Source organism: Pseudomonas sp. GW821-FHT02H09 (genome assembly GCF_059421425.1).
Genome location: NZ_JBWKVA010000027.1, coordinates 23,459 through 46,633, shown reverse-complemented (window position 1 = coordinate 46,633; position 23,175 = coordinate 23,459). Strand labels below are relative to the sequence as shown.

18 protein-coding genes, 4 tRNA genes and 2 pseudogenes are annotated in these 23,175 nt (G+C 57.4%); 8 read left to right on the top strand and 16 right to left on the bottom strand.

The genetic code is table 11. From position 1 onward, the window contains the following. Positions 1–214 precede the first annotated feature (214 nt). Positions 215–1,087, top strand: coding sequence for a LysR family transcriptional regulator (locus AC07VR_RS27995; protein ID WP_495013179.1), 873 nt, complete (start codon positions 215–217; stop codon positions 1,085–1,087). 102 nt (positions 1,088–1,189) lie between these two features. Here the strand turns inward: AC07VR_RS27995 and AC07VR_RS27990 are convergent, their stop codons facing one another. Further along, positions 1,190–2,056 carry a LysR substrate-binding domain-containing protein gene (locus AC07VR_RS27990; protein WP_495013178.1) on the bottom strand — a complete coding sequence of 289 codons (867 nt, stop codon included), beginning with the start codon at positions 2,054–2,056 and terminating at the stop codon, positions 1,190–1,192. Positions 2,057–2,170: 114 nt separating this feature from the next. On the opposite strand from AC07VR_RS27990, the gene AC07VR_RS27985 reads away from it, so the two are divergent. The 3 genes from AC07VR_RS27985 to AC07VR_RS27975 all read left to right on the top strand — a co-directional run bounded on the left by AC07VR_RS27985 (position 2,171) and on the right by AC07VR_RS27975 (position 5,052). Continuing rightward, entirely contained in the window at positions 2,171–3,280 is a 1,110-nt protein-coding gene (locus tag AC07VR_RS27985; RefSeq protein WP_495013177.1) for a 2-aminoethylphosphonate--pyruvate transaminase, read from the top strand. 196 nt (positions 3,281–3,476) lie between these two features. After that, positions 3,477–4,304 (top strand): phosphonoacetaldehyde hydrolase, encoded by an 828-nt coding sequence (phnX, locus tag AC07VR_RS27980; protein ID WP_495013176.1) that lies wholly within the window; start codon positions 3,477–3,479, stop codon positions 4,302–4,304. A 199-nt stretch (positions 4,305–4,503) separates the two neighbouring features. After that, the gene (locus AC07VR_RS27975) at positions 4,504–5,052 is read left to right on the top strand and encodes a cytochrome b (protein WP_494994102.1); all 549 of its coding nucleotides are present in this window, start codon (positions 4,504–4,506) and stop codon (positions 5,050–5,052) included. On the opposite strand, the gene AC07VR_RS27970 is transcribed toward AC07VR_RS27975, so the two are convergent. Further along, positions 5,049–5,981, bottom strand: a complete 933-nt coding sequence (locus tag AC07VR_RS27970) for a 1-aminocyclopropane-1-carboxylate deaminase/D-cysteine desulfhydrase (RefSeq protein ID WP_495013175.1) — start codon at positions 5,979–5,981, stop codon at positions 5,049–5,051. The genes AC07VR_RS27975 and AC07VR_RS27970 overlap by 4 nt on opposite strands. Before the next feature lie 207 nt (positions 5,982–6,188). After that, on the bottom strand, positions 6,189–8,228 hold the full coding sequence (locus AC07VR_RS27965) for an oxidoreductase (protein WP_495013174.1): 2,040 nt from the start codon (positions 8,226–8,228) through the stop codon (positions 6,189–6,191). Between the two features lie 209 nt (positions 8,229–8,437). Here AC07VR_RS27965 and AC07VR_RS27960 point away from each other — a divergent pair, with 209 nt between their 5' ends. Together AC07VR_RS27960 and AC07VR_RS27955 are read left to right on the top strand one after the other, a co-directional pair. Further along, positions 8,438–9,568: a carbon-nitrogen hydrolase family protein gene (locus AC07VR_RS27960; RefSeq protein ID WP_495013173.1), complete on the top strand. Its 1,131-nt coding sequence runs from the start codon at positions 8,438–8,440 to the stop codon at positions 9,566–9,568. Between the two features lie 3 nt (positions 9,569–9,571). Further along, positions 9,572–10,612 carry an AraC family transcriptional regulator gene (locus AC07VR_RS27955; RefSeq protein WP_495013172.1) on the top strand — a complete coding sequence of 347 codons (1,041 nt, stop codon included), beginning with the start codon at positions 9,572–9,574 and terminating at the stop codon, positions 10,610–10,612. 15 nt (positions 10,613–10,627) lie between these two features. On the opposite strand, the gene AC07VR_RS27950 is transcribed toward AC07VR_RS27955, so the two are convergent. Together AC07VR_RS27950 and AC07VR_RS27945 are read right to left on the bottom strand one after the other, a co-directional pair. After that, positions 10,628–10,789 carry a hypothetical protein gene (locus AC07VR_RS27950; RefSeq protein ID WP_494994107.1) on the bottom strand — a complete coding sequence of 54 codons (162 nt, stop codon included), beginning with the start codon at positions 10,787–10,789 and terminating at the stop codon, positions 10,628–10,630. 231 nt (positions 10,790–11,020) lie between these two features. Then, positions 11,021–11,908 (bottom strand): DUF2242 domain-containing protein, encoded by an 888-nt coding sequence (locus AC07VR_RS27945; protein WP_494994108.1) that lies wholly within the window; start codon positions 11,906–11,908, stop codon positions 11,021–11,023. Positions 11,909–12,060: 152 nt separating this feature from the next. Between AC07VR_RS27945 and AC07VR_RS27940 the strand changes: the two are divergent. Next, a pseudogene (locus AC07VR_RS27940) lies at positions 12,061–12,296 on the top strand (MFS transporter); the annotation flags it as partial. A gap of 87 nt (positions 12,297–12,383) precedes the next feature. Here AC07VR_RS27940 and AC07VR_RS27935 read toward each other — a convergent pair. The 10 genes from AC07VR_RS27935 to AC07VR_RS27890 all read right to left on the bottom strand — a co-directional run bounded on the left by AC07VR_RS27935 (position 12,384) and on the right by AC07VR_RS27890 (position 21,677). Further along, entirely contained in the window at positions 12,384–14,255 is a 1,872-nt protein-coding gene (locus tag AC07VR_RS27935) for a SurA N-terminal domain-containing protein (protein ID WP_495013171.1), read from the bottom strand. Between the two features lie 101 nt (positions 14,256–14,356). Then, positions 14,357–14,433: transfer RNA gene (locus tag AC07VR_RS27930), tRNA-Asp, on the bottom strand. 53 nt (positions 14,434–14,486) lie between these two features. Continuing rightward, positions 14,487–14,759, bottom strand: a complete 273-nt coding sequence (locus AC07VR_RS27925; RefSeq protein WP_002552737.1) for an HU family DNA-binding protein — start codon at positions 14,757–14,759, stop codon at positions 14,487–14,489. Between the two features lie 148 nt (positions 14,760–14,907). Further along, the gene (lon, locus tag AC07VR_RS27920) at positions 14,908–17,304 is read right to left on the bottom strand and encodes an endopeptidase La (protein WP_494994110.1); all 2,397 of its coding nucleotides are present in this window, start codon (positions 17,302–17,304) and stop codon (positions 14,908–14,910) included. Positions 17,305–17,486: 182 nt separating this feature from the next. Continuing rightward, a complete protein-coding gene (gene clpX / locus AC07VR_RS27915; protein WP_494994111.1) occupies positions 17,487–18,770 on the bottom strand; it encodes an ATP-dependent Clp protease ATP-binding subunit ClpX in 1,284 nt (427 codons plus the stop codon). Positions 18,771–18,876: 106 nt separating this feature from the next. Beyond that, a complete protein-coding gene (clpP, locus tag AC07VR_RS27910) occupies positions 18,877–19,518 on the bottom strand; it encodes an ATP-dependent Clp endopeptidase proteolytic subunit ClpP (RefSeq protein ID WP_489072213.1) in 642 nt (213 codons plus the stop codon). 91 nt (positions 19,519–19,609) lie between these two features. Further along, on the bottom strand, positions 19,610–20,920 hold the full coding sequence (gene tig, locus AC07VR_RS27905) for a trigger factor (RefSeq protein WP_494994112.1): 1,311 nt from the start codon (positions 20,918–20,920) through the stop codon (positions 19,610–19,612). A gap of 423 nt (positions 20,921–21,343) precedes the next feature. Continuing rightward, a tRNA-Leu gene (locus AC07VR_RS27900) sits at positions 21,344–21,428 on the bottom strand. A 56-nt stretch (positions 21,429–21,484) separates the two neighbouring features. Further along, positions 21,485–21,560, bottom strand: a tRNA-His gene (locus tag AC07VR_RS27895). A 40-nt stretch (positions 21,561–21,600) separates the two neighbouring features. Then, a tRNA-Arg gene (locus tag AC07VR_RS27890) sits at positions 21,601–21,677 on the bottom strand. 280 nt (positions 21,678–21,957) lie between these two features. Between AC07VR_RS27890 and folD the strand changes: the two genes are divergently transcribed. Then, on the top strand, positions 21,958–22,812 hold the full coding sequence (folD, locus tag AC07VR_RS27885; RefSeq protein ID WP_494994113.1) for a bifunctional methylenetetrahydrofolate dehydrogenase/methenyltetrahydrofolate cyclohydrolase FolD: 855 nt from the start codon (positions 21,958–21,960) through the stop codon (positions 22,810–22,812). Positions 22,813–22,899: 87 nt separating this feature from the next. Here folD and AC07VR_RS27880 read toward each other — a convergent pair. Continuing rightward, positions 22,900–23,163 (bottom strand): annotated as a pseudogene (locus AC07VR_RS27880) (hypothetical protein); the annotation flags it as partial. Between the last annotated feature and the right edge of the window lie 12 nt (positions 23,164–23,175).

Genomic DNA, 23,175 nt, shown 5'->3' with positions numbered 1-23,175 from the left:
GCGATATCGCCCTTCAGGAGGAGCGATACCGGTCAGATGAGTCCTGTTGCTTCCCTGTAGTCGGAGGTTCTTCCGCACGCACAGGCTCATGGCCGCCAAGGACTGTCATACGACCAGCCACCGGGGTTGAGGGCGATAAAAACAATTACTGATTAATAAGTGAAATCGATTTATCGTATTTCAAATATAAGCCCAGCTTGTTACTGGTGATCCGATGTCTGTCTCTCACGCCCAACTCAAAGCGTTCCACGCCGTTGCGGTGCACGGCAGTTTCACGCGCGCCGCCGAACGCCTGTTTCTGACTCAGCCAGCGATTTCCGACCAGGTGCGCAAGCTGGAAGAGCGTTTCGGTGTGTTGCTGTTCCATCGCAACAAACGCTCGGTGCACCTGACCGATCTGGGCGAACGCTTGCTGAGCATCACTCAGCGCCTGTTCGTCATCGAAGCCGAAGCCCAGGAGCTGCTGCACGACTCTCAGGCCTTGCAGACCGGCAGTCTGATCCTCGCCGTGGATGCACCGGTGCACGTACTGCCGCAGATCGCCCGCTTCTGTGAGCGCTACCCCGGTATCAGCGTGAAAATCGAGACCGGCAACACCGATGAATCACTGTTTCGGCTGTTCAACTACCAGGCTGACCTGGCCCTGCTTGGCCGCGATGTCAGCGATGAACGCCTGCTGTCGCTCCCCCTGCGCAATGACCCCATGGTGGCGTTCGTTTCGCGCAACCATCCGTGGGCCAGCCGCCAGTCGATCTGCCTGGCGGACCTGGATGACACGCCGCTGGTGCTGCGTGAAATCGGCTCGGTGACGCGGCAGACGCTGGAAGAGGAAATGAATCAGGCAGGCTTTCGCATCCGTCCGGCGATTCAGGTGGAGGGCCGTGAAGCGGCGCGCGAAGCTGTGGTGGTGGGAATTGGCGTAGGCGTGGTGTCAGCGGCGGAATTCGGCTCCGACTCGCGGGTCTGTGCGCTGCCGATTACCGATTGCAAACGGCGGTTGACCGAGACACTGGTATGCCTGCGCGAGCAAAGTTCACGACGGGTAGTGGCGACCTTTCTGGAGATGGTTCGCGAGAGTCTGGTGTAGGCCGCATGGCCCTCATCGCGGGCAAGCCTCGCTCCTACGGGTACGCGTCATATCTGTAGGAGCGAGGCTTGCCTGCGAAGGAAGCGACTCGGTCTCCAAGACTCACCCGACACTGGGTGACAACCCAAAAAACGCCTGAATCAAGCGCAAATCCCGCCGCCGCTCCATACAGCCGATCATGTGCCGATTGACCAGCCCTTCGCCAATGATCGGCACGGCAGCCACCCGCGGATCATGACTGACCTCCACTGACGAGACGATGCCCACACCCAATTCGGCGGCCACGGCCTCGGTCACCGCCTCGCGACTGTCCAGCTCCAGCAGCACCCGCGGATTGACGCTGGCCAGGCCACAGGCGTCGTCAAAGGTGCGACGGGTAATCGAACTCGGCTCACGCAACACCATGATCACCTGATCCAACTGTTCGATGCCGATCCCCGCAGGCGAAGCCAGCCAAGGATGATTGGCCGGCACCAACGCACAGATCCTGGATTCGCTCAATCGTTGCAAGTGCAGCCCTTTGCGCGGCTCAACTTCGGTCAGCACCGCCACATCCGCATGTTCGGACAGCAACGCCGCGAGGGTTTCCTGCGCATTGCCCAAGCGTAAATTCACGGTGATTCCCGGGTATGCCGCCCGCAGACTGGCGAGCATCGGCATGACCATGTGCGGACCGTCCGCCGCCACTTCCAGACGTCCGGTGAGCAACTGCCGATTGGCTTCAAGCATCGCCTGGGCCTCTTCGGCCAGGCCGAACATGGCTCGAGTGATCGCCGCCAGTTTGATCCCCTCCTCCGTCAGCTCCACCCGCCGTGCGGTGCGCCGTAACAAGGTGATCTGGTAATGCTCCTCCAACGCCTTGATATGCCCGGTGACCGCCGGCTGGCTGATGAACAAACGCGCAGCGGCCCGGGTGAAGCTGCCTTCACGGGCCACAGCATCAAACGCTCTTAGCTGGAACAGGTTCATATCTATCGGCCTCACTGATGGCTGGCATAACAACAAACAATTTGATTGATGACAAGCCAAACCGCAATTTATGCCCCGTACCTTCATCCCTAAGCGTTTTGCGAGGACATCAGCATGAGTACTGCCGAGCCAATCCTGCTCACCCCAGGCCCATTGACCACTTCAGCCCGCACCCGTCAGGCCATGATGGTCGACTGGGGTTCATGGGATGACCGCTTCAATCAACTGACCGCCAGCCTTTGCGAACAGCTGCTGGCGATCATCGACGGTGCCGACAGCCATCACTGCGTACCCTTGCAGGGCAGCGGCACGTTTTCCGTGGAAGCGGCCATCGGCACCCTGGTGCCCCGTGACGGCAAGGTGCTGGTGCTGATCAACGGCGCTTATGGCAAACGCCTGGCGAAAATCTGTGAAGTGCTCGGCCGCTCGTTCAGTACCTTTGAAACCGCCGAAGACGAACCGACCACCGCCGCCGATGTCGATCGTCTGCTGCGGGCCGACACCAGCATTACCCACGTCGCACTGATCCACTGTGAAACCAGCACCGGCATCCTCAACCCGCTGCCGGAAATTGCCCGGGTGATTGCCCGGCACGGCAAACGGCTGATCATCGACGCCATGAGCTCCTTCGGCGCACTGCCGATCGATGCCCGACAAGTGCCGTTCGAGGCGCTGATCGCCGCGTCTGGCAAATGCCTGGAAGGCGTGCCGGGGATGGGCTTCGTCTTTGTTCGCAAGGAGGCACTGGCCAATGCCGCCGGCAACTCGCATTCGCTGGCGATGGACCTGTTTGATCAGCACAGCTATATGGCCAAAACCGGTCAGTGGCGCTTTACCCCGCCGACCCACGTGGTCGCGGCGCTGCACGAAGCCCTGCTGCAATACAACGAAGAAGGCGGTTTGCCGGCGCGTCATCAGCGTTATGCCAATAACTGCAAAGTCTTGCTCGATGAAATGGCCAGGCTGGGCTTGCGCAGCTTCCTGCCGGCGGCGATTCAGGCGCCGATCATCATCACCTTTCACGCGCCGAAAGATCCGCGCTACCAGTTCAAGGAGTTCTACGAACGGGTCAAGGCCAAGGGCTTCATTCTCTATCCCGGCAAGCTGACCCAAGTCGAAACCTTCCGTGTCGGCTGCATCGGCCACGTCAATGAAGCCGAGATGCACGCGGCCGTGGCAGCGGTGGCGGACGTACTGCGGGAAATGGAAGTGCTGGAAATCTGATCACGACCTCCCGTAGCAGCTGCCGAGCCTGCGAGGCTGCGTTCGGCTGCGAAGCAGTCGCAAATCAACCACCGCGGTGTTTCAGGTGGACCGAACCGCATGGTTTGCGGCCGCTTCGCAGCCGAACGCAGGCTCGCGCAGCTCGCCAGCTGCTACGGGTATGTAATTCATCATGCCCACACACAGGATTAGAGACATGAACTACAGCAACCCAACCAAACTTCAAGCCGCCATCCTCGACTGGGCCGGCACTGTCGTCGACTTCGGCTCGTTCGCGCCGACCCAGATCTTCGTCGAAGCCTTCGCCGAATTCGACGTTCAGGTCTCCATCGAAGAGGCCCGTGGCCCGATGGGGATGGGCAAGTGGGACCACATCCGCACCCTGTGCGACCAGCCGCAAGTTGCCGAGCGTTATCGCAAGGTGTTCGGTCGCGCACCGACCGACGACGATGTCACCGCCATCTATCAGCGCTTCATGCCATTGCAGATCGAGAAAATCGCCGAGCACTCGGCGCTGATCCCCGGCGCCCTGGACACCATCGCCAACCTGCGTCAGCAAGGCATCAGGATCGGCTCCTGCTCCGGTTATCCGAAGCAGGTGATGGACAAAGTCGTCGAACTGGCGGCCACCAACGGCTATGTTGCTGATTATGTGGTCGCCACCGATGAAGTCCCGAACGGTCGCCCGTGGCCTGCTCAGGCACTCGCCAACGTGATCGCGCTGGGCATCGATGACGTCGCTGCCTGCGTCAAGATCGACGACACCGTCCCTGGCATTCTGGAAGGTCGTCGTGCCGGCATGTGGACCGTGGCGCTGATCTGCTCGGGTAATGCACTGGGCCTGACCTACGAGGGCTACCGCGCCTTGGGCAGTGAGGAACTGGCCAGCGAACGCAAGCGTATTCATGCGATGTTCGAAGGTTCCCGCCCGCATTACATGATCGACACCATCACCGACCTCCCGGAGGTGATCGCCGATATCAACAAGCGTCTGGCCAATGGTGAGATGCCACAAACCAACTGATCCCCGGTACGCGACACAAAAAAGCGGCAGCCCTTGATCGGGGCTGCCGCTTTTTTGTGTCGGATAACCATCCCAGAGTATTTATACGCCGAAGAAAAGCCTGATCTGCCTCAGGCAATCCCACAGAAACAGGATTACAGTTATAGAACTCCGTCGAGCAAGAACGGAGGCTTGTGACCTGATAAGTGAGGGACACCGCATGCCCTGGACAAATACCGAGTCGCGTTACAGCACGGTGTCGATTGCATTGCATTGGTTGATGCTGGTGTTGCTGGCAGTGGTCTACGCCTGTATCGAATTTCGCGGCATATTCCCCAAGGGCAGCGGTGGTCGGACCTTGATCACGGAAGCACACTACATGCTCGGCCTGACCGTGTTCCTGCTGGTCTGGCTGCGCCTGTTCGCACGAAGCCTCGGTGTCGCGCCGAAAATCCTGCCGACGCCACCTGGCTGGCAGATGCTTGTATCCAGACTGATGCATCTGGCGCTGTACGTATTCATGATCGCCATGCCCATCCTCGGCTGGCTGATTACCAGTGCCAAGGGCAACCAGGTCATGTTCTACGGGGTGGACTTACCGTTGCTGGTTCACGAAAACAAGGCATTTGCCAAGCAGCTCCAGGGTTGGCACGAGCTGGGCGGTACCATCGGTTACTGGCTGATTGGCCTGCACGCCGTGGCCAGCTTGTATCACCACTATGTGGTGCGCGATAACACGCTGCTGCGGATGATGCCAAAACGCGGCTAATCCTTACCCATAGCCGTGAATCCCCGACGGCCCTGCAAACCGCCGGTGTGCACAAAGATCAATCGTGCTCCCTGGGCCAGGCCCCCCGCTTCGATCTGTTGTTTGAGCGCCAACAGTGCTTTGCCGGTGTACAGCGGTTCAAGCGGTATACCACTGTGCTTCTCGGTCAACTCGATGAACTCAAGCAACGCCGGATCGACCTTGGCGAAGCCGCCGCGACTGCCATCGAACAGCTCATACACCGGATCGCATAATCCTGCTTGCCGGACTATCGTCTCGATCTGTTGAGCGACCCCATGATCATCAGGCACTGCCAACGCGCCATAGACCGGATGCGCCCCCGCCTCGGCCAGCACCAGACCGGCCAGTGTGGTCCCTGTCCCGGCGGCCAGCCACCAGGCGTCATAGTCGCTCCAGCCCAGTGCACTCAGTTGATTGCGCGCCATCTCCAGCAATCCCGCGCACCCTTGCGCGCCGGGTAAACCGCCCCCGCCTTCGGGTACTGGTTGCAAATGCGGGTATTGCACTTGCCACGGCAGCCAGAAGCCAGGCTCATGCCGCGCGCGATAGCCGCCATAACCCAGCCAATGCAGCTGCATGCCGAAGGCCTGCAAATCCAGTACGGTCGGGGTTTCTTGTGGGTGACCACGCAGCAAACCGACAGTGGGAAAACCGAAACGCTTTCCCGCCGCTGCCAGCGCGTGCAAATGATTGGAGTGAGCACCGCCCAGGCTGATGATGCCCTTGGCCCCGACTTGATCGGCTGCGGCCAGATGTTTGATCAGCTTGAACCACTTGTTGCCGCAGATCAGCGGGTCGATGAGGTCCAGACGCAGGATGGCAACCTGAATATTGGCCTGTGTCAACCAATCCAGATGAAGGTGTTCAAGGGGCGCGCTGGGTAGCCAGTCGAAGGGACCCAGGCTCATGGCAGGAAAAGCATCGGGAACACGCTGCGTGGAAAAGACCCCAGTCTAGCAGCGAGCGCGGCCGTCGTTGTAGCAGCTGGCGTAGCCTGCGTTCGGCCGCGTAGCGGTCGTAAAACCTGAGTCCCCTATCTTGCTTCGGGAGCGCGGCGTCAGGTATTACGGCCGTGCCGGCCGAACGCAGGCTACGCCAGCTGCTACAGGGGGCCGTTACAATTGCGCCGCCAATCGCGAACCCTGATTGATCGCCCGCTTGGCGTCCAGTTCAGCGGCCACGTCCGCACCACCAATCAGGTGCACGTTCTGTCCGGCCGACAGCAGGCCGTCCTGCAGCTCGCGCAACGGGTCTTGTCCTGCGCAAATCACGATGTTGTCCACCGGCAATACTTGCGGCTCGCCTGCCTCCCCGATGCGGATGTGCAACCCGGCATCGTCGATCTTCAGGTATTCGACGCTGTTGAGCATCTGCACCTGCTTGTTCTTCAGGCCCGTGCGATGAATCCAGCCAGTGGTCTTGCCCAGGCCGTCGCCGACTTTGGACTTCTTGCGTTGCAGCAGGAACACCTGACGCGCCGGTGCATGGGGCTCAGCCTTGATACCGGCGACGCCACCACGTGCAGCGAGGTGGGTATCGATGCCCCACTCCTTCCAGAACGCCTCGCGGTTCTGGCTGGTGGACACCCCCTGTTGGACGAGAAATTCCGACACGTCGAAGCCGATACCGCCCGCACCGATCACCGCCACGTTTTTGCCGACAGGCTTGCGCTCAAGAATCACGTCCAGGTAGCTCAAGACCTTGGCATTCTCGATGCCGGGAATTGCCGGCAAACGAGGGGCGATACCGGTGGCGAGAATGATCTCGTCATAACCGCCAGCCACCAGTTGCTCGACGTCGACCCGGGTGTTCAGGCACAGCTCGACATGGCTGGTTTGCAACTTGCGTTTGAAATAGCGCAGGGTTTCAAAGAACTCCTCCTTGCCCGGCACGCGCTTGGCGATGTTGAACTGGCCACCGATCTCGCTGGCGGAATCGAATAGCGTCACCTGATGCCCACGTTCCGCCGCGACGGTAGCCGCCGACAAGCCCGCAGGCCCGGCGCCAACCACGGCGATTTTCTTGATCTGCTGCACCGGCAGGTAATTGAGTTCGGTTTCGTGGCAGGCCCGCGGGTTCACCAGACAGCTGGTCAACTTGCCGCCGAAGGTGTGATCCAGGCAGGCCTGATTGCAACCGATGCAGGTGTTGATCTCGTCGCCGCGCCCGGCAGCGGCTTTGTTGACAAAGTCCGGGTCGGCAAGGAACGGCCGCGCCATCGAGACCATATCCGCGTCGCCTTCAGCGAGAATCTGCTCGGCGACTTCCGGGGTGTTGATGCGGTTGGTGGTGATCAACGGGATCGCTACCTCACCGCGCAGCTTGGCGGTGACCTTGCTGAACGCAGCACGCGGGACTTTGGTGGCGATGGTCGGAATCCGCGCCTCATGCCAGCCGATCCCGGTGTTGATAATGGTCGCACCGGCCTGCTCGATAGCCTTGGCCAGCTGGACGATTTCCTCCCAGGTGCTGCCGCCTTCCACCAGATCGAGCATCGACAGGCGATAGATAATAATGAAATTCGGCCCTACGGCCTCGCGCACGCGGCGCACGATTTCCACCGGCAGACGCATGCGGTTCTCGAAGCTGCCACCCCAGCGGTCAGTACGGTGGTTGGTATGCGCCGCCAGAAACTGGTTAATGAAGTATCCTTCAGAGCCCATGATTTCGACGCCGTCGTACTCGGCTTTTTGCGCCAGGGTCGAACAGGTGACGAAGTCGCTGATTTGCTTCTCGATACCTTCCTCGTCCAGTTCTTTGGGCTTGAACGGGTTGATCGGCGCCTGGATGGCGCTTGGCGCGACCTGTTTCGGGCTGTAGGCATAACGCCCGGCGTGGAGGATCTGCATGCAGATCTTGCCGCCCGCCTCGTGTACCGCGCGGGTCACGATCTGGTGCTTTTGCGCCTCTTGCTCGGTGGTCAGTCTGGCCGCGCCCGAGTACACACCACCTTCCTCGTTCGGGCCAATGCCGCCGGTGACCATCAAACCAACGCCACCACGGGCACGCTCGGCGAAGTACGTAGCCATACGCTCAAAACCGCCGGGCTTTTCTTCCAGACCAGTGTGCATCGACCCCATCAGGGTGCGATTGCGCAGCGTGGTGAAACCCAGATCCAGCGGGGCCAACAGGTGCGGGTAGTGAGCGGCGGCCATCGGTAACTCCATAACGAGCAATCACGGAAAAGTGCAGGAACTCTTTGGCTCCCATCAGTTATGTTCGACAGACTAAGAGCACACCTCTCGCCGCTCAATGACCGTAACTGACAACTTATTGATCCAAATGTGCAGCGCCCCTTGGCAATCGCATGCATGGGCCCTACCCTAGTCGGTAAACCCTGTATGCGGCCGCTTACTGTTTTCCCATGCGCAAACTTCTCAGCCTCACCTTTTCCTTGGCTTTGATCGCCGCCATCACCCTCTATGCGATGTGGACCGCCGAACGCCCCGTCGGCCATTACTTGTCGGACTTGCGGATCAAGCTCGCCGTGGATCACGGTATTCGCGCCGATCGCGGCAACCTTCTGGGCATCCAGCCCGAACTGTTCCCCACCGATTATCAAAGCCCCCAGCAATTGCATCGCAAGCTTGCGGCCTATTTGCAGCAAGCCCTGGATCTAGGCTTGCTGAATGACAAAACCATCGTCGTGCTGCCGGAGCATATCGGTACCTGGCTGATGATCAGCAGCGAAAAAGATGAGGTGTACCAAGCCACCAGCCTTGAAGAGGCAATGAACTGGCTGGCTATCAGTAATCCACTGGCGTTTGCACGGGCACTCATCAGCGCCACAGGCGACAGTCGTCTGGACGACGCGTACCTGCGGATGAAAGCCGACTCCATGGCCAGGGATTACCAGGCACTGTTCGGTGGGCTGGCCAGGGAATTTGGTGTAACGCTGGTGGCAGGTTCCATCGTGCTGCCTGAGCCAAGTGTCAGCGACAGCCAGCTAAAAGCCGGTCGCGGCGCGCTGTACAACAGCACGCTGGTGTTCGGCAGCGACGGCTTGCCGATCGGCCAACCCCAGCGTCAACGTAATCCGGCGTTCGATGAGCGCGGTTTTATCCAGCCCGGTGCCGACAGGACAATTAACGTCATCGATACCCCGGCAGGACGCCTTGGCGTATTGATCGGCAGAGACAGCTGGTACCCCGACAATTACCGCAAACTCAATGACCAGGGCGCGCAGTTGATCGCCGTCCCGGCCTTCGTTACCGGTCGCGGTACATGGGACAAACCCTGGCGCGGGTACAAAAACATGCCGACTCCCAGCGAAACCCACCTCAAGCCCGGAGAGCTCAGCGAAGGTGACGCCTGGCATCACCTGACACTGACCAGCCAGCTTCCCGGCAACCACGCTATAGCCGGCGTGAGCGTGTTTTTACGTGGCCAGTTCTGGGATCAAGGCAGCGACGGCCAGAGCTTTATCAGCTGCAACGGCCAAACCCTCACCGACGGCGATGCCCGCGGTGCCCGCATGCTGAACATCTGGTTGTAACCGATGAAACCGCTACCGATGCGCCTCGGCGATCTATCTGTTGGCTTTGTCCATAGCCTTGCCGACGCCGTGCGCAGCCATGGCCTGGACCCACAGGATTTGCTCGATCAATATGGCCTCGACCCGGCGCGCCTGGCCGAAGCCGGCGCAAGGCTGTCGATTCCACGTTACATGCGCCTGGGCCACGCAGCCATTCAACTGACCGCAGACCCGGCATTGGGCTTGCGCATGGGCCAGCTCAGTCGTCTCAGCCAGGCTGGCCTGGCCGGAGTCACGGCGGCCCAGGCACCGACAGTTCGGGAAGCCGCGCGCTGCCTGACCCGTTTCGAAGCCTTGTATGGCTCAAACTATCGCGGCCATTCGAGCTTCCATGAAGATGCTCAAGGCGCCTGGCTGCGGTTCTATTCCATCAGCCCCTATAACGCCTACAACCGCTTCGTGGTGGATTCGATCATTGCCGGATGGCTACAGCAGTTATCCAGCCTGAGCCCCGAACCGGTGCACGCCGAGCGCATCGACATCGAGTTCGCCGAGCCGGAGTACCGTGAATGCTATGCAATGCTGGGTGACTGTCCTATCCACTTTGGTGCTGAGCACAATCAGCTGCGTCTGAGCCAGGCCAGTCTGGCGCTGCGCAACCCTGAGCATTGCCCCAGTACCTGGCGTCTACTGATCAAGCTGTGTGAAAGGGAACTGGAGCAACTGACTCGAACCCGCAGCCTGCGTGAGCGCATTATTCAGTTGCTGGGACCCTTGCTCAATGGTGGCCGGGAACCCGACCTGGAAGAAGTGGCGGCACGCCTGAAGCTGCCGACCTGGACTTTGCGCCGCAAGCTCGCCGAAGAAGGCACGCAATTTCGCGCCATTCTCAACGACACCCGGCGTGATCTGGCGATGACCTACATCCGCGACACCGAGCTGGCGTTCGGGGAGATTGCTTACTTGCTGGGATTTGCCTCAGCCGAAGCCTTTCAACGGGCCTTCAAACGCTGGAATGGCCAGACTCCCGGCGAATTTCGCCGAAGCCATCGCCAATCAGCCTGAAGCACGCCACCACCATCACAGCTCGGTAGCGTCTTCAGCAGGTTCCAATGGATCGAGTTCAAACGCCTGATATTCGAGAAGCTCTTCCTGGTAATCGTCCATTGCGACATCCTTTTTGGTTGCAGTGTAAAACCGATTGCTTAAATGACCTTCGCTCTCAGCATAAAGTGCCTTCATGACGGAAAAAATAATCCTTCATGACACTCAGACTCTTAAAAATCAAACGTAGCAGATCCCCGCGAATTTACCGCCATCCGCGGTGCAACGATTGTATTGGCATGATTGTGTTGGCCGCGCTGAAGGCGCCAGGCGATGACGGGCAGTCAGCCTGAAGTCACTTGTCGCAAGCGATCAGCCGCTACAGGATTGATATCGGCAAGGCCAATCCTGCAGCGGTCCGGGCCGGGCTTACTGAGCCGAAACCGGCAGAGCCTGAATCGGCTCTGTCGGTGCCGGCAGCGAAGCTGGATTCGCCGGTGGTGTTACGGTTTCAGCCGACGGGACTGGCGCCGCGGTTTGCTCAGGGACAATCGGTGCGGTTTTCGCTGACGGCGCCACAGGCTCTGAGACCGCTGGCGCGCTTTCTGCTGGCACAACAACTGGCGCAGGTTCTGCGGCCGGTACAACAGCGGGCGCAGGTGTTGGTGTTGGCACTACAGCAGCAGGCGCAGGCGTTGGCGTTGGCGCTACAGCAGCAGGCACGACTTTGGGCTCGGGCACCCCCAGATCGGCCTTCGGCTTCTCGGTGATATTCGCAGCCTTCTTGGCCTCAGGCGGCAAGAACAGTTCAACCAGCGCAAAGAAACGCTCATAAAACTTGGCCGAAGACACTGTTTCGCTGGCGACCTTGACCATCGAATCGTCGGAGGAGCCAATTGGCATCGACACCGAACCCAATACACCGACCCCAAGACTGGCGGAGTTATTGGTCTTTTTCAGCGCATAGCGATCCTGCAAGGCATTGGCGAACATCGTTGCGTGGTGACCGGCACTGCCGTCTTCAGCACAGACAACGCTGAAGCTGATCTCCATATGCGTTTCACCGGTCTGCTGAAAGCTCTTGTGACCACTGACCAGCTTCGGATCGCTGCTGGTGATGATATAGCCCTGACTGAGCAAGGCGCGACGTGCGGCTTCGCACGTCGCGGTATCGCTCATCGGGTAGTCGCGCGAGAAGGTTCCGGAGTCAGCGAAATTTTCATGCTCATAAATGGCGGCTTTTTGCGACGAGCAACCTGCTGCGCCCGCCATCACAAGCGCCAGTACAGCAACACGCAAGTGGAATGATTTAAACATTGAAAATCCTGAGCAAAACGGTTCGAGGCGTATTGTGCAACAGATCGACGCTCATGGGCGTACCGTTTAGTGTCTTAAAAGCGTTACAAACTTACTGATCGCTATTTGCGGGAAAAAATCACGCACACAAATGATCCATGAACACCCGCAACCTGGCCACCGCAGGCTTCATTACCGTCATGACAGAAACCTTGCCGGCGGGCCTGCTGTCACGAATGAGCGAGGACCTGAGCGTTTCGCAAGCACGGGTCGGCCAGTTGGTCACGCTTTAAGCCTTCGGCTCGTTACTGACGGCGACCCCCTGACCAGCGTCAACCGGGGCTGGCGCCGTCGCCCCTTGCTGCTGATTGCGATTGGCGGCTTTTCTATCGTCAACAGTATCACAGCCTCCCTTACCGGCATCGATAACCCATAAACAAAGACCCCGGCCTTGCGGCCGGGGTCTTTGTTTACAACTTGTCGACTCAGTGAGGCATCAGAAGCGCTTGATGTCCGCCTGGCTTTCAAGTTGCTTGCGATAGGCCGCAAAGTCTTGCTGACCAATGCGCGAAGCAAGGAAGCGACGATACTGGGCTTTCTCTTCCTCGGTAGGCGCTGCCGCTTCGTTCACGCCGTTCAGACGCACGATCACCAGGCTACCATCAGCCAGGGTCACACTGCTGAAAGTCGGCTTGTCCTTGGCTACAGGTTTCGGCATACGGAACAGTGCTTGCAGCACGGTTGGATCGATGCCTTCCTGACCACGGGTTACGGCCCCAGTCACTTTCCAGCTCTGACCATCCACCGCTTGGGTCAACGGTGTCTTGCCATCGCGCAGACCGGCAATCAGTGTTTCAGCCTTGGCCTTGGCGGCAGCACTTGCATGCTCCTTGGCCAATTGCACGCGGATGCTGCCGGCAACGCTTTCCAGAGGCAGTTGTTCAGGCTTGCGATGCTCTTTGGCGCGCAGCACCACAACAGTTTCCGGATCCAGCTCGATGGCGGTGCTGTTAGCCCCCTCATCCAGCACTTCAGGACTGAACGCTGCTTGCACAACCGCACGGTTGGCGGCAACACCATCGCCACCTTCACGACCGAATGGCGCCGAGGTGTGAACGGTCAGTTTCAGATCTTGAGCCGGCTGAGACAGATCGGAAGCTTCGAACGAGGAGTCCTCCAGTTGCTTGGTCGCCTCGACAAAGCGCTGCTCGACCTGTTGGGTTTTCAGCTCTTTGGTCAGCTTGTCTTTCAGGCTGGCAAAGCTCGGCACTTGAGGTGCCTCGACGCCCAACAGCTTGATCAAGTGCCAACCGAAGTCAGTGCGAACCGGTGCCGAAACCTGATCCTTGTTCAAGGCGTACAAGGCCTTTTCAAAGCTTGGGTCGTAGACACCTGGACCTGCATAACCGAGGTCGCCGCCGTTAGCTGCCGAGCCCGGATCCTGCGAGAACTCTTTGGCCAACGCTTCGAAGCTTTCACCCTTGGCCAGACGTTGTTGAACTTCGTCGATTCTGGCCTTGGCTTGCGCCTCGTTCACCTTGTCATTCACTTCAATCAGAATGTGCGCCGCCCGACGTTGCTCGGAGAGGTTCGCAGTTTCTTTCTGATACTGAGCCTGCAGGTCCTCGTCCTTGACGCTGATCTGATCAAAGAAAGAGGATTTCTTCAACTCGAGGTAATCGATCACCACCTGATCAGGAGACATGAACTCCTTGGCGTGCTCGTCGTAGTAAGCCTTGATCTCATCATCGGTCAGTTTGACTGCCGCCGGGTCAGCCTTGATATTCAAGGAGGCGAAATCGCGAGTCTGTTTTTCCAGACGGGCGAAAGCCATAACCTGTGCATCGGTCACGAAACCGCTACCTGCCAGACCGGCACGCAGCTGGCCGATCAGCATTTCCTGCGTCAGCATCTGACGGAATTGCAGACGGTTGTATCCCAACTGACGGATCACCTGATCGAAACGCTCGGAGCTGAACTTGCCGTCGACCAAAAACTCAGGCGTTTGCAGGATCACTTGATCCAAAGCAGCTTCGGAGAAAGCGAATTTCGAACTGTTTGCGCCTTGCAGCAACAATTTGCGATCGATCAGCCCTTTCAGAGCGGCTTCACGCAGCATCTTTTCGTCGAGCAAGGAAGCATCGAAATCCTTGCCCAGCCGTTGCATGAGCTGACGGCGTTGCATATCGACCGCCTGGCTCAGCTCATTCTGGCTGATGTCTTCGCCGTTCACCTTGGCCGCATCATTGGTATGTGTGGTGGCCTTGAAAATGGCGTCGAAACCGGTCAAAGCCATCAGTGCAACGATGACTCCAATAATGGTCTTGGCAATCCAGCCTTGTGAATTGTCCCTGATATTCTGCAGCATGCGTCCCCCATAAACGGTTGTACTTCAAATTAAGCAACCGTGGAGCGTGGGTAGAATCCGGATAGAAGAAAGGCGCATCCGAGGATGCGCCTTCTCGTAACTGGCGGAGCGGACGGGACTCGAACCCGCGACCCCCGGCGTGACAGGCCGGTATTCTAACCGACTGAACTACCGCTCCGCTGCCAAGTCAGGACTGACCCCGACCCGGATGGGTAAAGACTTTAAAGAAACTTAGTTAACAGCTTCTTTCAGTGCTTTACCGGCTTTGAAACCTGGTTTTTTGGCTGCTGCGATTTCCAGCGTCTTACCGGTCTGTGGGTTACGACCAATGCGAGCTGGACGATCGGTAACGGAGAACGTGCCGAAACCAACCAGTACAACAGAGTCGCCAGCCTTGAGAGCGCCAGTGACGGATTCGATTACTGCGTCCAGCGCACGGCCAGCAGCAGCTTTCGGGATATCAGCGGATGCAGCGATAGCATCAATCAGTTCCGACTTGTTCACTCTAAGTCCCCTTATATCTATTTGAGTATGATTCTAAGTTTTTTGGTGAAAGCAAAAACGAGTGCTGAATGGCCTACAGACACTTAAGAGCCGCTTTATAACAAGGGCTCTAAAAAGCTGTCAAGGAAGCCCCCCAGGCTAATGCGTACTAATGCGTGCTAATTCTTTCCTTAGAGTCAGACTCGCGCTTTTCATCCTTTGCAACTATCTCGGGAGCCACATCCGGCAAGGGCTCCGGCGCGTATTGCAGCGCAATTTGCAGGACCTCGTCAATCCATTTAACTGGTTTAATCTGAAGATCTTGCTTGATATTGTCAGGAATTTCCTTCAAGTCGCGGACATTCTCTTCAGGAATGATCACGATTTTGATCCCGCCGCGATGTGCCGCCAACAGCTTTTCCTTGAGGCCGCCAATCGCCAGAACCTGACCACGCAGGGTAATTTCACCTGTCATGGCGACATCTGCACGCACCGGAATCCCGGTCAGTGCGGACACCAGAGCGGTGCACATGCCTACACCAGCGCTAGGACCGTCTTTAGGTGTAGCCCCTTCCGGCATGTGGATGTGGGTATCGCGCTTCTCGTGGAAGTCCAGAGGGATCCCCAGGCTTTTCGCGCGACTGCGAACAACCGTCAGCGCCGCAGTGATCGACTCGACCATCACGTCACCCAAAGAACCGGTCTTGATCAGTTGGCCCTTGCCGGGAACCACGGCGGCTTCGATGGTCAGCAACTCACCACCCACCTGAGTCCAGGCCAGGCCTGTCACTTGCCCGATCTGATCCTGCTGTTCAGCCAGGCCGTAGCGGAATTTGCGCACGCCCAGGAAGTGCTCCAACAGCTCGGCGGTCACTTTCACCGAAAAGCGTTTTTCCAGAGAATGCTCTTTGACCGCCTTGCGGCAAACCTTGGCAATCTGACGCTCAAGCCCACGTACACCGGCTTCGCGGGTGTAGTAGCGAATGATGTCGCGGATCGCTTCGGCGTCGAATTCCAGTTCGCCTTTCTTCAAGCCGTTGGCCTGAATCTGCTTGGGCGAGAGGTATTTGACGGCGATGTTGATCTTCTCGTCCTCGGTGTAACCGGGCAGACGAATGACTTCCATCCGGTCGAGCAATGCCGCCGGGATGTTCATCGAGTTGGCGGTGCAGAGGAACATTACATCGGAAAGGTCGTAATCGACTTCCAGGTAATGGTCGTTGAAATTGTGATTCTGCTCGGGATCGAGCACCTCGAGCAAAGCCGAAGCCGGGTCACCGCGCATGTCGCTACCCATCTTGTCGATTTCATCGAGCAGGAACAGCGGGTTGCGCACGCCAACCTTTGTCATCTTTTGAATCAATCTTCCTGGCATCGAACCGATGTAAGTCCGCCGATGACCACGAATTTCCGCTTCGTCACGCACGCCGCCGAGCGCCATGCGAACAAATTTACGGTTGGTCGCATGGGCAATCGATTCAGCCAGCGAGGTTTTACCCACCCCTGGAGGACCGACCAGGCACAACACCGGGCCACGAATTTTCTTCACGCGCTTTTGCACTGCGAGGTATTCGAGGATCCGTTCTTTGACTTCTTCAAGCCCGTAATGGTCGGCATCGAGAATATCTTCAGCCCGCGCCAGGTCCAGGCGCACTTTGCTCTGGGCCTTCCACGGCACCTGAACCAGCCAGTCGAGGTAAGAACGCACCACTGTCGCTTCCGCTGACATTGGCGACATTTGCTTAAGCTTGTTCAGCTCGGCCTGAGCCTTGGTCATGGCATCTTTCGGCAAACCGGCGGCATCGATGCGCTTTTTCAGCTCTTCGATTTCATTATGGCCCTCGTCGCTATCACCCAGCTCTTTCTGAATGGCCTTCATCTGCTCATTCAGGTAGTACTCGCGCTGGCTGCGCTCCATTTGCTTTTTGACACGACCACGAATGCGTTTTTCAACTTGCAACAGATCGATCTCGGCATCCAGCAACGCCAGAACGTGCTCGACCCGGGCCGACAAATCGATGATTTCGAGAATTTCCTGCTTCTGCTCGATTTTCAGCGCCATGTGCGCCGCCATGGTATCGACCAGGCGACTCGGCTCGTCGATGCTGTTGAGGGACGACAGCACCTCGGCAGGGACTTTTTTGCCCAACTGCACATATTGCTCGAACTGAGCCAGCAAGCTGCGGACAAATACTTCCGACTCGCGCTCAGGAGCATCAACTTCGTCAATCAGCGAAACTTCGGCGCGGCAGTGGCCGTCCACTTCGCTGAAACGCTCGATCGCACCGCGTTGCTCACCCTCGACCAACACTTTGACCGTGCCATCAGGCAGCTTGAGCAGCTGCAGAACCGTTGCAATGGTACCTACGCGATAAAGTGCGTCTTCACCGGGATCGTCGTCAGCAGGGTTTCTCTGAGCCAGCAGGAGAATCTGCTTGTCGCCCGTCATCGCGGCCTCGAGGGCTTCGATAGATTTCTCGCGCCCCACGAACAGCGGGATAACCATGTGCGGATAAACCACAACATCACGCAATGGCAGGAGAGGCAATTCGATGGTTGTCTTCATGATTTCGCCTCTACGGCGGCCATAAGGCCGTAAACAGATGGGAGTAAGCTTGAAACCAAGATGGGGGCTGCCTTGAAAAAAAACAAGCTCAAAGACGGCACTTCAAGCTCAAAGACATGACTTAAAGGCTATAAAAGCAAAGGGGCCCGAAGGCCCCTTCTTTAAATCCAGCAGTGCGACGCTTAAGCGTCTGGCGCTGCCTTGGCTGTCGGCTCACTGTTTTCATAGAGATACAGTGGCTTGGACTTGCCTTCTATAACGCTTTCGTCGATCACTACTTTACTCACCTCGGATTGCGAGGGGATCTCATACATAGTGTCCAGCAATACACCTTCGAGGATCGAACGCAATCCACGAGCACCGGTCTTGCGCTCAAGCGCACGCTTGGCCACCGACTTGAGAGCGTCGGTACGGAACTCAAGATCGACGCCTTCCATCTCGAACAGCTTGGCGTACTGCTTGGTCAGAGCATTTTTCGGCTCGGTGAGAATCTGCATCAAAGCAGCTTCGTCGAGCTCGTCCAGGGTTGCCAGAACCGGTAGACGACCAACGAACTCCGGGATCAGACCGAACTTGACCAAATCATCAGGCTCGACTTCACGCAGGGATTCACCAACCTTCTTACCCTCTTCCTTGCTACGCACTTCAGCGTTGAAGCCGATGCCACCACGGGTAGAACGGCTTTGAATCACCTTTTCCAGCCCGGAGAACGCACCACCGCAAATGAACAGGATGTTACGCGTATCGACCTGAAGGAACTCTTGCTGCGGATGCTTGCGACCACCTTGAGGCGGAACGGAAGCGACAGTGCCTTCGATCAATTTAAGCAGCGCCTGCTGCACGCCTTCGCCGGAAACGTCCCGGGTAATCGAAGGGTTATCAGATTTACGCGAGATCTTGTCGATCTCATCGATATAGACAATGCCCATTTGAGCTTTCTCTACGTCGTAATCGCACTTCTGCAGCAGTTTCTGAATGATGTTTTCAACATCTTCACCGACATAACCCGCCTCGGTGAGGGTGGTGGCGTCAGCGATGGTGAAAGGCACGTTCAGCAAGCGAGCCAGTGTTTCTGCAAGCAGGGTTTTACCCGAGCCTGTAGGGCCGATCAGCAAGATGTTGCTTTTGCCGAGCTCGACATCGTCATTCTTTTTGTCGCGCTGGTTGAGGCGCTTGTAGTGGTTGTACACCGCTACAGCCAAAACCTTTTTCGCACGCTCCTGACCAATCACATACTGATCAAGGATGCTGCTGATTTCTTTAGGCGAAGGCAATTTATGCGCGCTGCTTTCAGCCTGTGCTTCCTGCACCTCCTCGCGGATGATGTCATTGCACAGGTCGACGCATTCGTCGCAGATAAAGACCGAGGGGCCGGCAATCAATTTGCGTACTTCATGCTGGCTTTTGCCACAGAAGGAGCAATAGAGCAATTTGCCGTTGTCCTCGCCGTTGCGGGTGTCAGTCATTCGATCGATCCAAATCCGATAGGCTTGCAACACAAGATGAAGGCAATTGCAGGCTTTTTCAAGCCCGCAGGTGGCCAGTTAACCCAACCACCTACATTTGAGCTGCTTAGGCAGGCATTTGACGCTTCGTGATCACGGAGTCGATCAGGCCATATTCGGCCGCACGCTCCGCGCCCATGAAGTTATCACGTTCGGTATCACGCTCGACGGTTTCGAGGCTTTGCCCGGTGTGATGGGCCAGCAACGAGTTCAAGCGATGACGAATAGAGAGGATTTCCTTGGCATGGATGTCGATATCCGACGCTTGCCCCTGGAAGCCGCCCAACGGCTGGTGAATCATCATGCGCGAGTTAGGCAGGCAGTGACGCTTGCCCGCAGCGCCACCGGCGAGCAGGAAAGCACCCATGCTGCAGGCCTGGCCGATGCAGATGGTCGAAACGTCAGGTTTGATGAATTGCATGGTGTCGTAGATCGACATGCCCGCAGTCACCGAACCGCCTGGTGAGTTGATGTAAAGATGGATGTCCTTGTCCGGGTTTTCCGCTTCAAGGAACAGCAGTTGCGCCGCAACCAGGTTGGCCATGTAGTCTTCTACCGGACCAATCAGGAAAATCACCCGCTCCTTGAGAAGGCGCGAGTAGATGTCGTAGGCACGTTCGCCACGGGCAGACTGCTCGATAACCATCGGGACCAGGCCGCCTGCGGCCTGGATGTCAGAGCTCTGCTGATAATAAGAATTGCGGGACATGTCCGGCAGTCACTCCCAAATAGTTATGTCTTGAATACGCATAAGCCAGCGCGAAGGCTGGCTTATGTGTGTATTTCAAACTAAGAAAAAATCAGTCGGCTTGTGGAGCTTCTACCGGCTTGACCGCTTCTTCGTAAGAGACCGATTTGTCGGTCACGCTAGCTTTCTGCAGAACAGTATCCACAACTTGTTCTTCCAGCACAACCGAACGGACTTCGTTCAGCTGCTGGTCGTTCTTGTAGTACCAGGCCACAACCTGCTCAGGCTCCTGATAAGCGGAAGCCATTTCCTGGATCAGCTCGCGAACGCGGGTTTCGTCAGGCTTGAGGTCGAATTGCTTGACCACTTCAGCAACGATCAGACCCAGCACAACGCGGCGCTTGGCTTGTTCTTCGAACAGCTCGGCCGGCAGTTGATCAGGCTTGATGTTGCCACCGAACTGCTGAACGGCCTGAACGCGCAGACGGTTCACTTCATTCTCGAGCAGGGACTTCGGCACTTCGATCGGGTTGGTGGCCAGCAGACCATCCATTACCTGATTCTTGACCTTGGATTTGATCGCCTGGCGCAGTTCACGCTCCATGTTCTTGCGAACTTCGGCGCGGAAACCGTCAATACCCGCTTCCTTGATACCGAACTGAGCGAAGAATTCTTCGGTCAATTCCGGCAGCTTCGGCTCGGACACAGTGTTCACGGTAACGGTGAACTCTGCTGCCTTGCTGGCCAGGTCCAGGTTCTGATAGTCCTCAGGGAAGGTCAGGTTCAGAACACGCTCTTCGCCAGCTTTAGCGCCAACCAGACCGTCTTCGAAGCCAGGGATCATGCGGCCGGAACCCAGAACCAGCTGAGTACCCTTGGCAGAACCACCCGCGAACACTTCACCGTCGACCTTGCCAACGAAATCGATGTTCAACTGATCTTCGTTCTGGGCAGCGCGATCGGCTTGCTCAAAACGGATGTTCTGCTTGCGCAGCACTTCCAGCATCTTGTCGAGATCGGCGTCCGCCACGTCAGCGCTCAGGCGCTCGACAGCGATGGAGTCGAAGCCGGCAACGGTGAATTCAGGGAACACTTCGAAAGTAGCTACGTATTCCAGGTCCTTGCCCTTTTCCAGGACTTTAGGCTCTACGGAAGGAGCGCCAGCCGGGTTCAGCTTCTGCTCGACAACAGCTTCGTAGAAGGAAGCCTGGATCACATCGCCCACAGCCTCTTGACGCGCATCAGCTTCGTAACGCTGACGAATCACGCTCATTGGCACCTTGCCAGGACGGAAGCCTGCAATTTTGGCCTTTTGGGCAGTCTGCTGCAGACGCTTGTTGACTTGGGTCTCGATGCGCTCAGCTGGCACGGTGATGCTCATGCGGCGCTCAAGAGCAGAAGTATTTTCAACAGAAACTTGCATGGATATTCCTCGTTGCACAGACGTTAGCCGGCCGTTTCCGACCCCAGAATCAAGGGCATGCATTCTAGTGGGTCAAACTCAAGAAGTCACCCTACTGAAAACGGGTAAAAAAGCAGCAGGCAATTTATAGGCGGGGGACAAACGGTTGCGCCTCGCCCTGAGAGCAAATACAGCGAATCACGCCAAGGCCTCTACACCAACCCTTCTATATATAGAAGGAATCAGCGGGCACATCCCTGGCAGCCGAACCGACAAGGTACACGGCAGGCAAACACAGCACCATCCAGCGACAAAATGGCGATGACTCGCCACCCTTTCAGCCCAATGCCTGCAGCCATCCTGGAAATTCACGCTTCTGAAACGAAAACGGCGCAGCCCTTTTCAGGTGCTGCGCCGTTATCTGCTATCAAATAGCTACTTAATTGGTGCGGACGAAGAGACTCGAACTCTTACACCTTGCGGCGCTGGAACCTAAATCCAGTGTGTCTACCAATTCCACCACGTCCGCGTATCAAGCTTTTAAAGCAAAGGCGCCAGATTATTAATCTGGCGCCTTTCTAAATATGGGGTGGACGAAGGGGATCGAACCCTCGACAACGGGAGTCACAATCCCGTGCTCTACCAACTGAGCTACGCCCACCATATTGCCTTGTTGCGTTACTTGTGCCAAAGCTGCCTAATGGCGCACCCGGCAGGACTCGAACCTGCGACCATCCGCTTAGAAGGCGGATGCTCTATCCAGCTGAGCTACGGGCGCCTTGTTAATCTGTATTCTTGGACGATTACAAACTAAGTGCTTTCAGTCTTACCGAGTTAAACAGCAACCCGACTCAACCTTCTTAACCAGTGCTAGGCTGTGCCCGACAAGTGCGACGAATGTTATAGACGACCGGAAAGGTCGTCAACTCTTTTTTGAAAAAAATTCATTTAATTAAAGGGGTTAGGGGAATTTGCAGACCAAGCGCCTTTGCCCTCACGTCACGACATGCGAGAATGCGTTCTCTTTTCTTCCCCCTCTCGATGGTTAATCACGCGTCATGACTGCACAACTAATCGACGGCAAAGCGATCGCCGCTAGCCTGCGCCAGCAGATCGCCAAACGTGTCGCCGAGCGTCGCCAGCAAGGCCTGCGCACTCCTGGCCTCGCGGTGATCCTGGTCGGCAGCGACCCCGCCTCTCAAGTTTATGTCTCGCACAAGCGTAAAGACTGCGAAGAGGTCGGCTTCCTTTCGCAAGCCTATGACTTGCCCTCCGACACCACTCAAGAAGCACTGACCGATCTGATCGATCGCCTGAACGATGACCCCAGGATCGACGGCATCCTGCTTCAGCTCCCTCTTCCTGAACAGCTGGATGCCTCCAGGCTGCTGGAGCGCATTCGCCCGGACAAAGACGTGGATGGTTTCCACCCTTATAACGTCGGCCGTCTGGCGCAACGCATTCCACTGCTTCGCCCTTGCACACCTAAAGGCATCATTACCTTACTGGAAAGCACCGGCGCCGACCTTTATGGGATGGATGCAGTGGTGGTTGGCGCTTCCAACATTGTCGGGCGTCCGATGGCGATGGAATTGCTGCTGGCCGGCTGCACCGTCACCGTCACCCACCGCTTCACCAAGGACCTGGCTGGCCACGTTGGCCGCGCTGACCTGGTGGTTGTAGCCGCTGGCAAGCCAGGTCTGGTCAAAGGTGAGTGGATCAAGGAAGGCGCGATCGTCATCGATGTTGGCATCAACCGCCAGGAAGACGGCAAGCTGGTGGGCGATGTGGTTTATGAAACCGCCCTGCCCCGCGCTGGCTGGATCACGCCAGTTCCAGGGGGGGTTGGCCCGATGACTCGCGCCTGCCTGCTGGAAAACACACTGTACGCGGCAGAAACGCTGCACAGCTAAGTTCAGGTATTACATAAAGACTTGAACAAAGAACCCCGCCACTTGGCGGGGTTCTTTGTTTTAGCGCCTTGAAACACCCTTAAATCGTTAAGCCCGCTCTGCCAGTGCTGCATTAAGCTGCGCACGGTGCGCCAGTTTCTGCAAACGTTTTTCCAGATCCATCATGATTGCTCGATCAGAACGACCGCTCTCCAGCTCGTCAATCAAGCCATTGGCCAACCTGCGCAATTCATGAACGATCACGATCCGGTCATCGTTAAGGTCATGCTTGTGCGAGTCGAACAGGCGATGCAGAAAATCCTCGATCGTGCGCTGGCAACGATGACGATCCGCCGCCCGCAAATGCACCAGCTTGGCAGGATA

Coding starts and splice junctions, on each gene's coding strand:
- AC07VR_RS27995 (WP_495013179.1), top strand. CDS start 215: ATGTCTGTCTCTCACGCCCAACTCAAAGCGTTCCACGCCGTTGCGGTG.
- clpX (WP_494994111.1), bottom strand. CDS start 18,770: ATGACTGACACCCGCAACGGCGAGGACAACGGCAAATTGCTCTATTGC.
- lon (WP_494994110.1), bottom strand. CDS start 17,304: ATGAAGACAACCATCGAATTGCCTCTCCTGCCATTGCGTGATGTTGTG.
- AC07VR_RS27960 (WP_495013173.1), top strand. CDS start 8,438: ATGCGCAAACTTCTCAGCCTCACCTTTTCCTTGGCTTTGATCGCCGCC.
- AC07VR_RS27955 (WP_495013172.1), top strand. CDS start 9,572: ATGAAACCGCTACCGATGCGCCTCGGCGATCTATCTGTTGGCTTTGTC.
- AC07VR_RS27970 (WP_495013175.1), bottom strand. CDS start 5,981: ATGAGCCTGGGTCCCTTCGACTGGCTACCCAGCGCGCCCCTTGAACAC.
- AC07VR_RS27975 (WP_494994102.1), top strand. CDS start 4,504: ATGCCCTGGACAAATACCGAGTCGCGTTACAGCACGGTGTCGATTGCA.
- AC07VR_RS27985 (WP_495013177.1), top strand. CDS start 2,171: ATGAGTACTGCCGAGCCAATCCTGCTCACCCCAGGCCCATTGACCACT.
- AC07VR_RS27945 (WP_494994108.1), bottom strand. CDS start 11,908: ATGTTTAAATCATTCCACTTGCGTGTTGCTGTACTGGCGCTTGTGATG.
- AC07VR_RS27965 (WP_495013174.1), bottom strand. CDS start 8,228: ATGGCCGCCGCTCACTACCCGCACCTGTTGGCCCCGCTGGATCTGGGT.
- AC07VR_RS27990 (WP_495013178.1), bottom strand. CDS start 2,056: ATGAACCTGTTCCAGCTAAGAGCGTTTGATGCTGTGGCCCGTGAAGGC.
- folD (WP_494994113.1), top strand. CDS start 21,958: ATGACTGCACAACTAATCGACGGCAAAGCGATCGCCGCTAGCCTGCGC.
- clpP (WP_489072213.1), bottom strand. CDS start 19,518: ATGTCCCGCAATTCTTATTATCAGCAGAGCTCTGACATCCAGGCCGCA.
- tig (WP_494994112.1), bottom strand. CDS start 20,920: ATGCAAGTTTCTGTTGAAAATACTTCTGCTCTTGAGCGCCGCATGAGC.
- phnX (WP_495013176.1), top strand. CDS start 3,477: ATGAACTACAGCAACCCAACCAAACTTCAAGCCGCCATCCTCGACTGG.
- AC07VR_RS27950 (WP_494994107.1), bottom strand. CDS start 10,789: ATGAAGGCACTTTATGCTGAGAGCGAAGGTCATTTAAGCAATCGGTTT.
- AC07VR_RS27935 (WP_495013171.1), bottom strand. CDS start 14,255: ATGCTGCAGAATATCAGGGACAATTCACAAGGCTGGATTGCCAAGACC.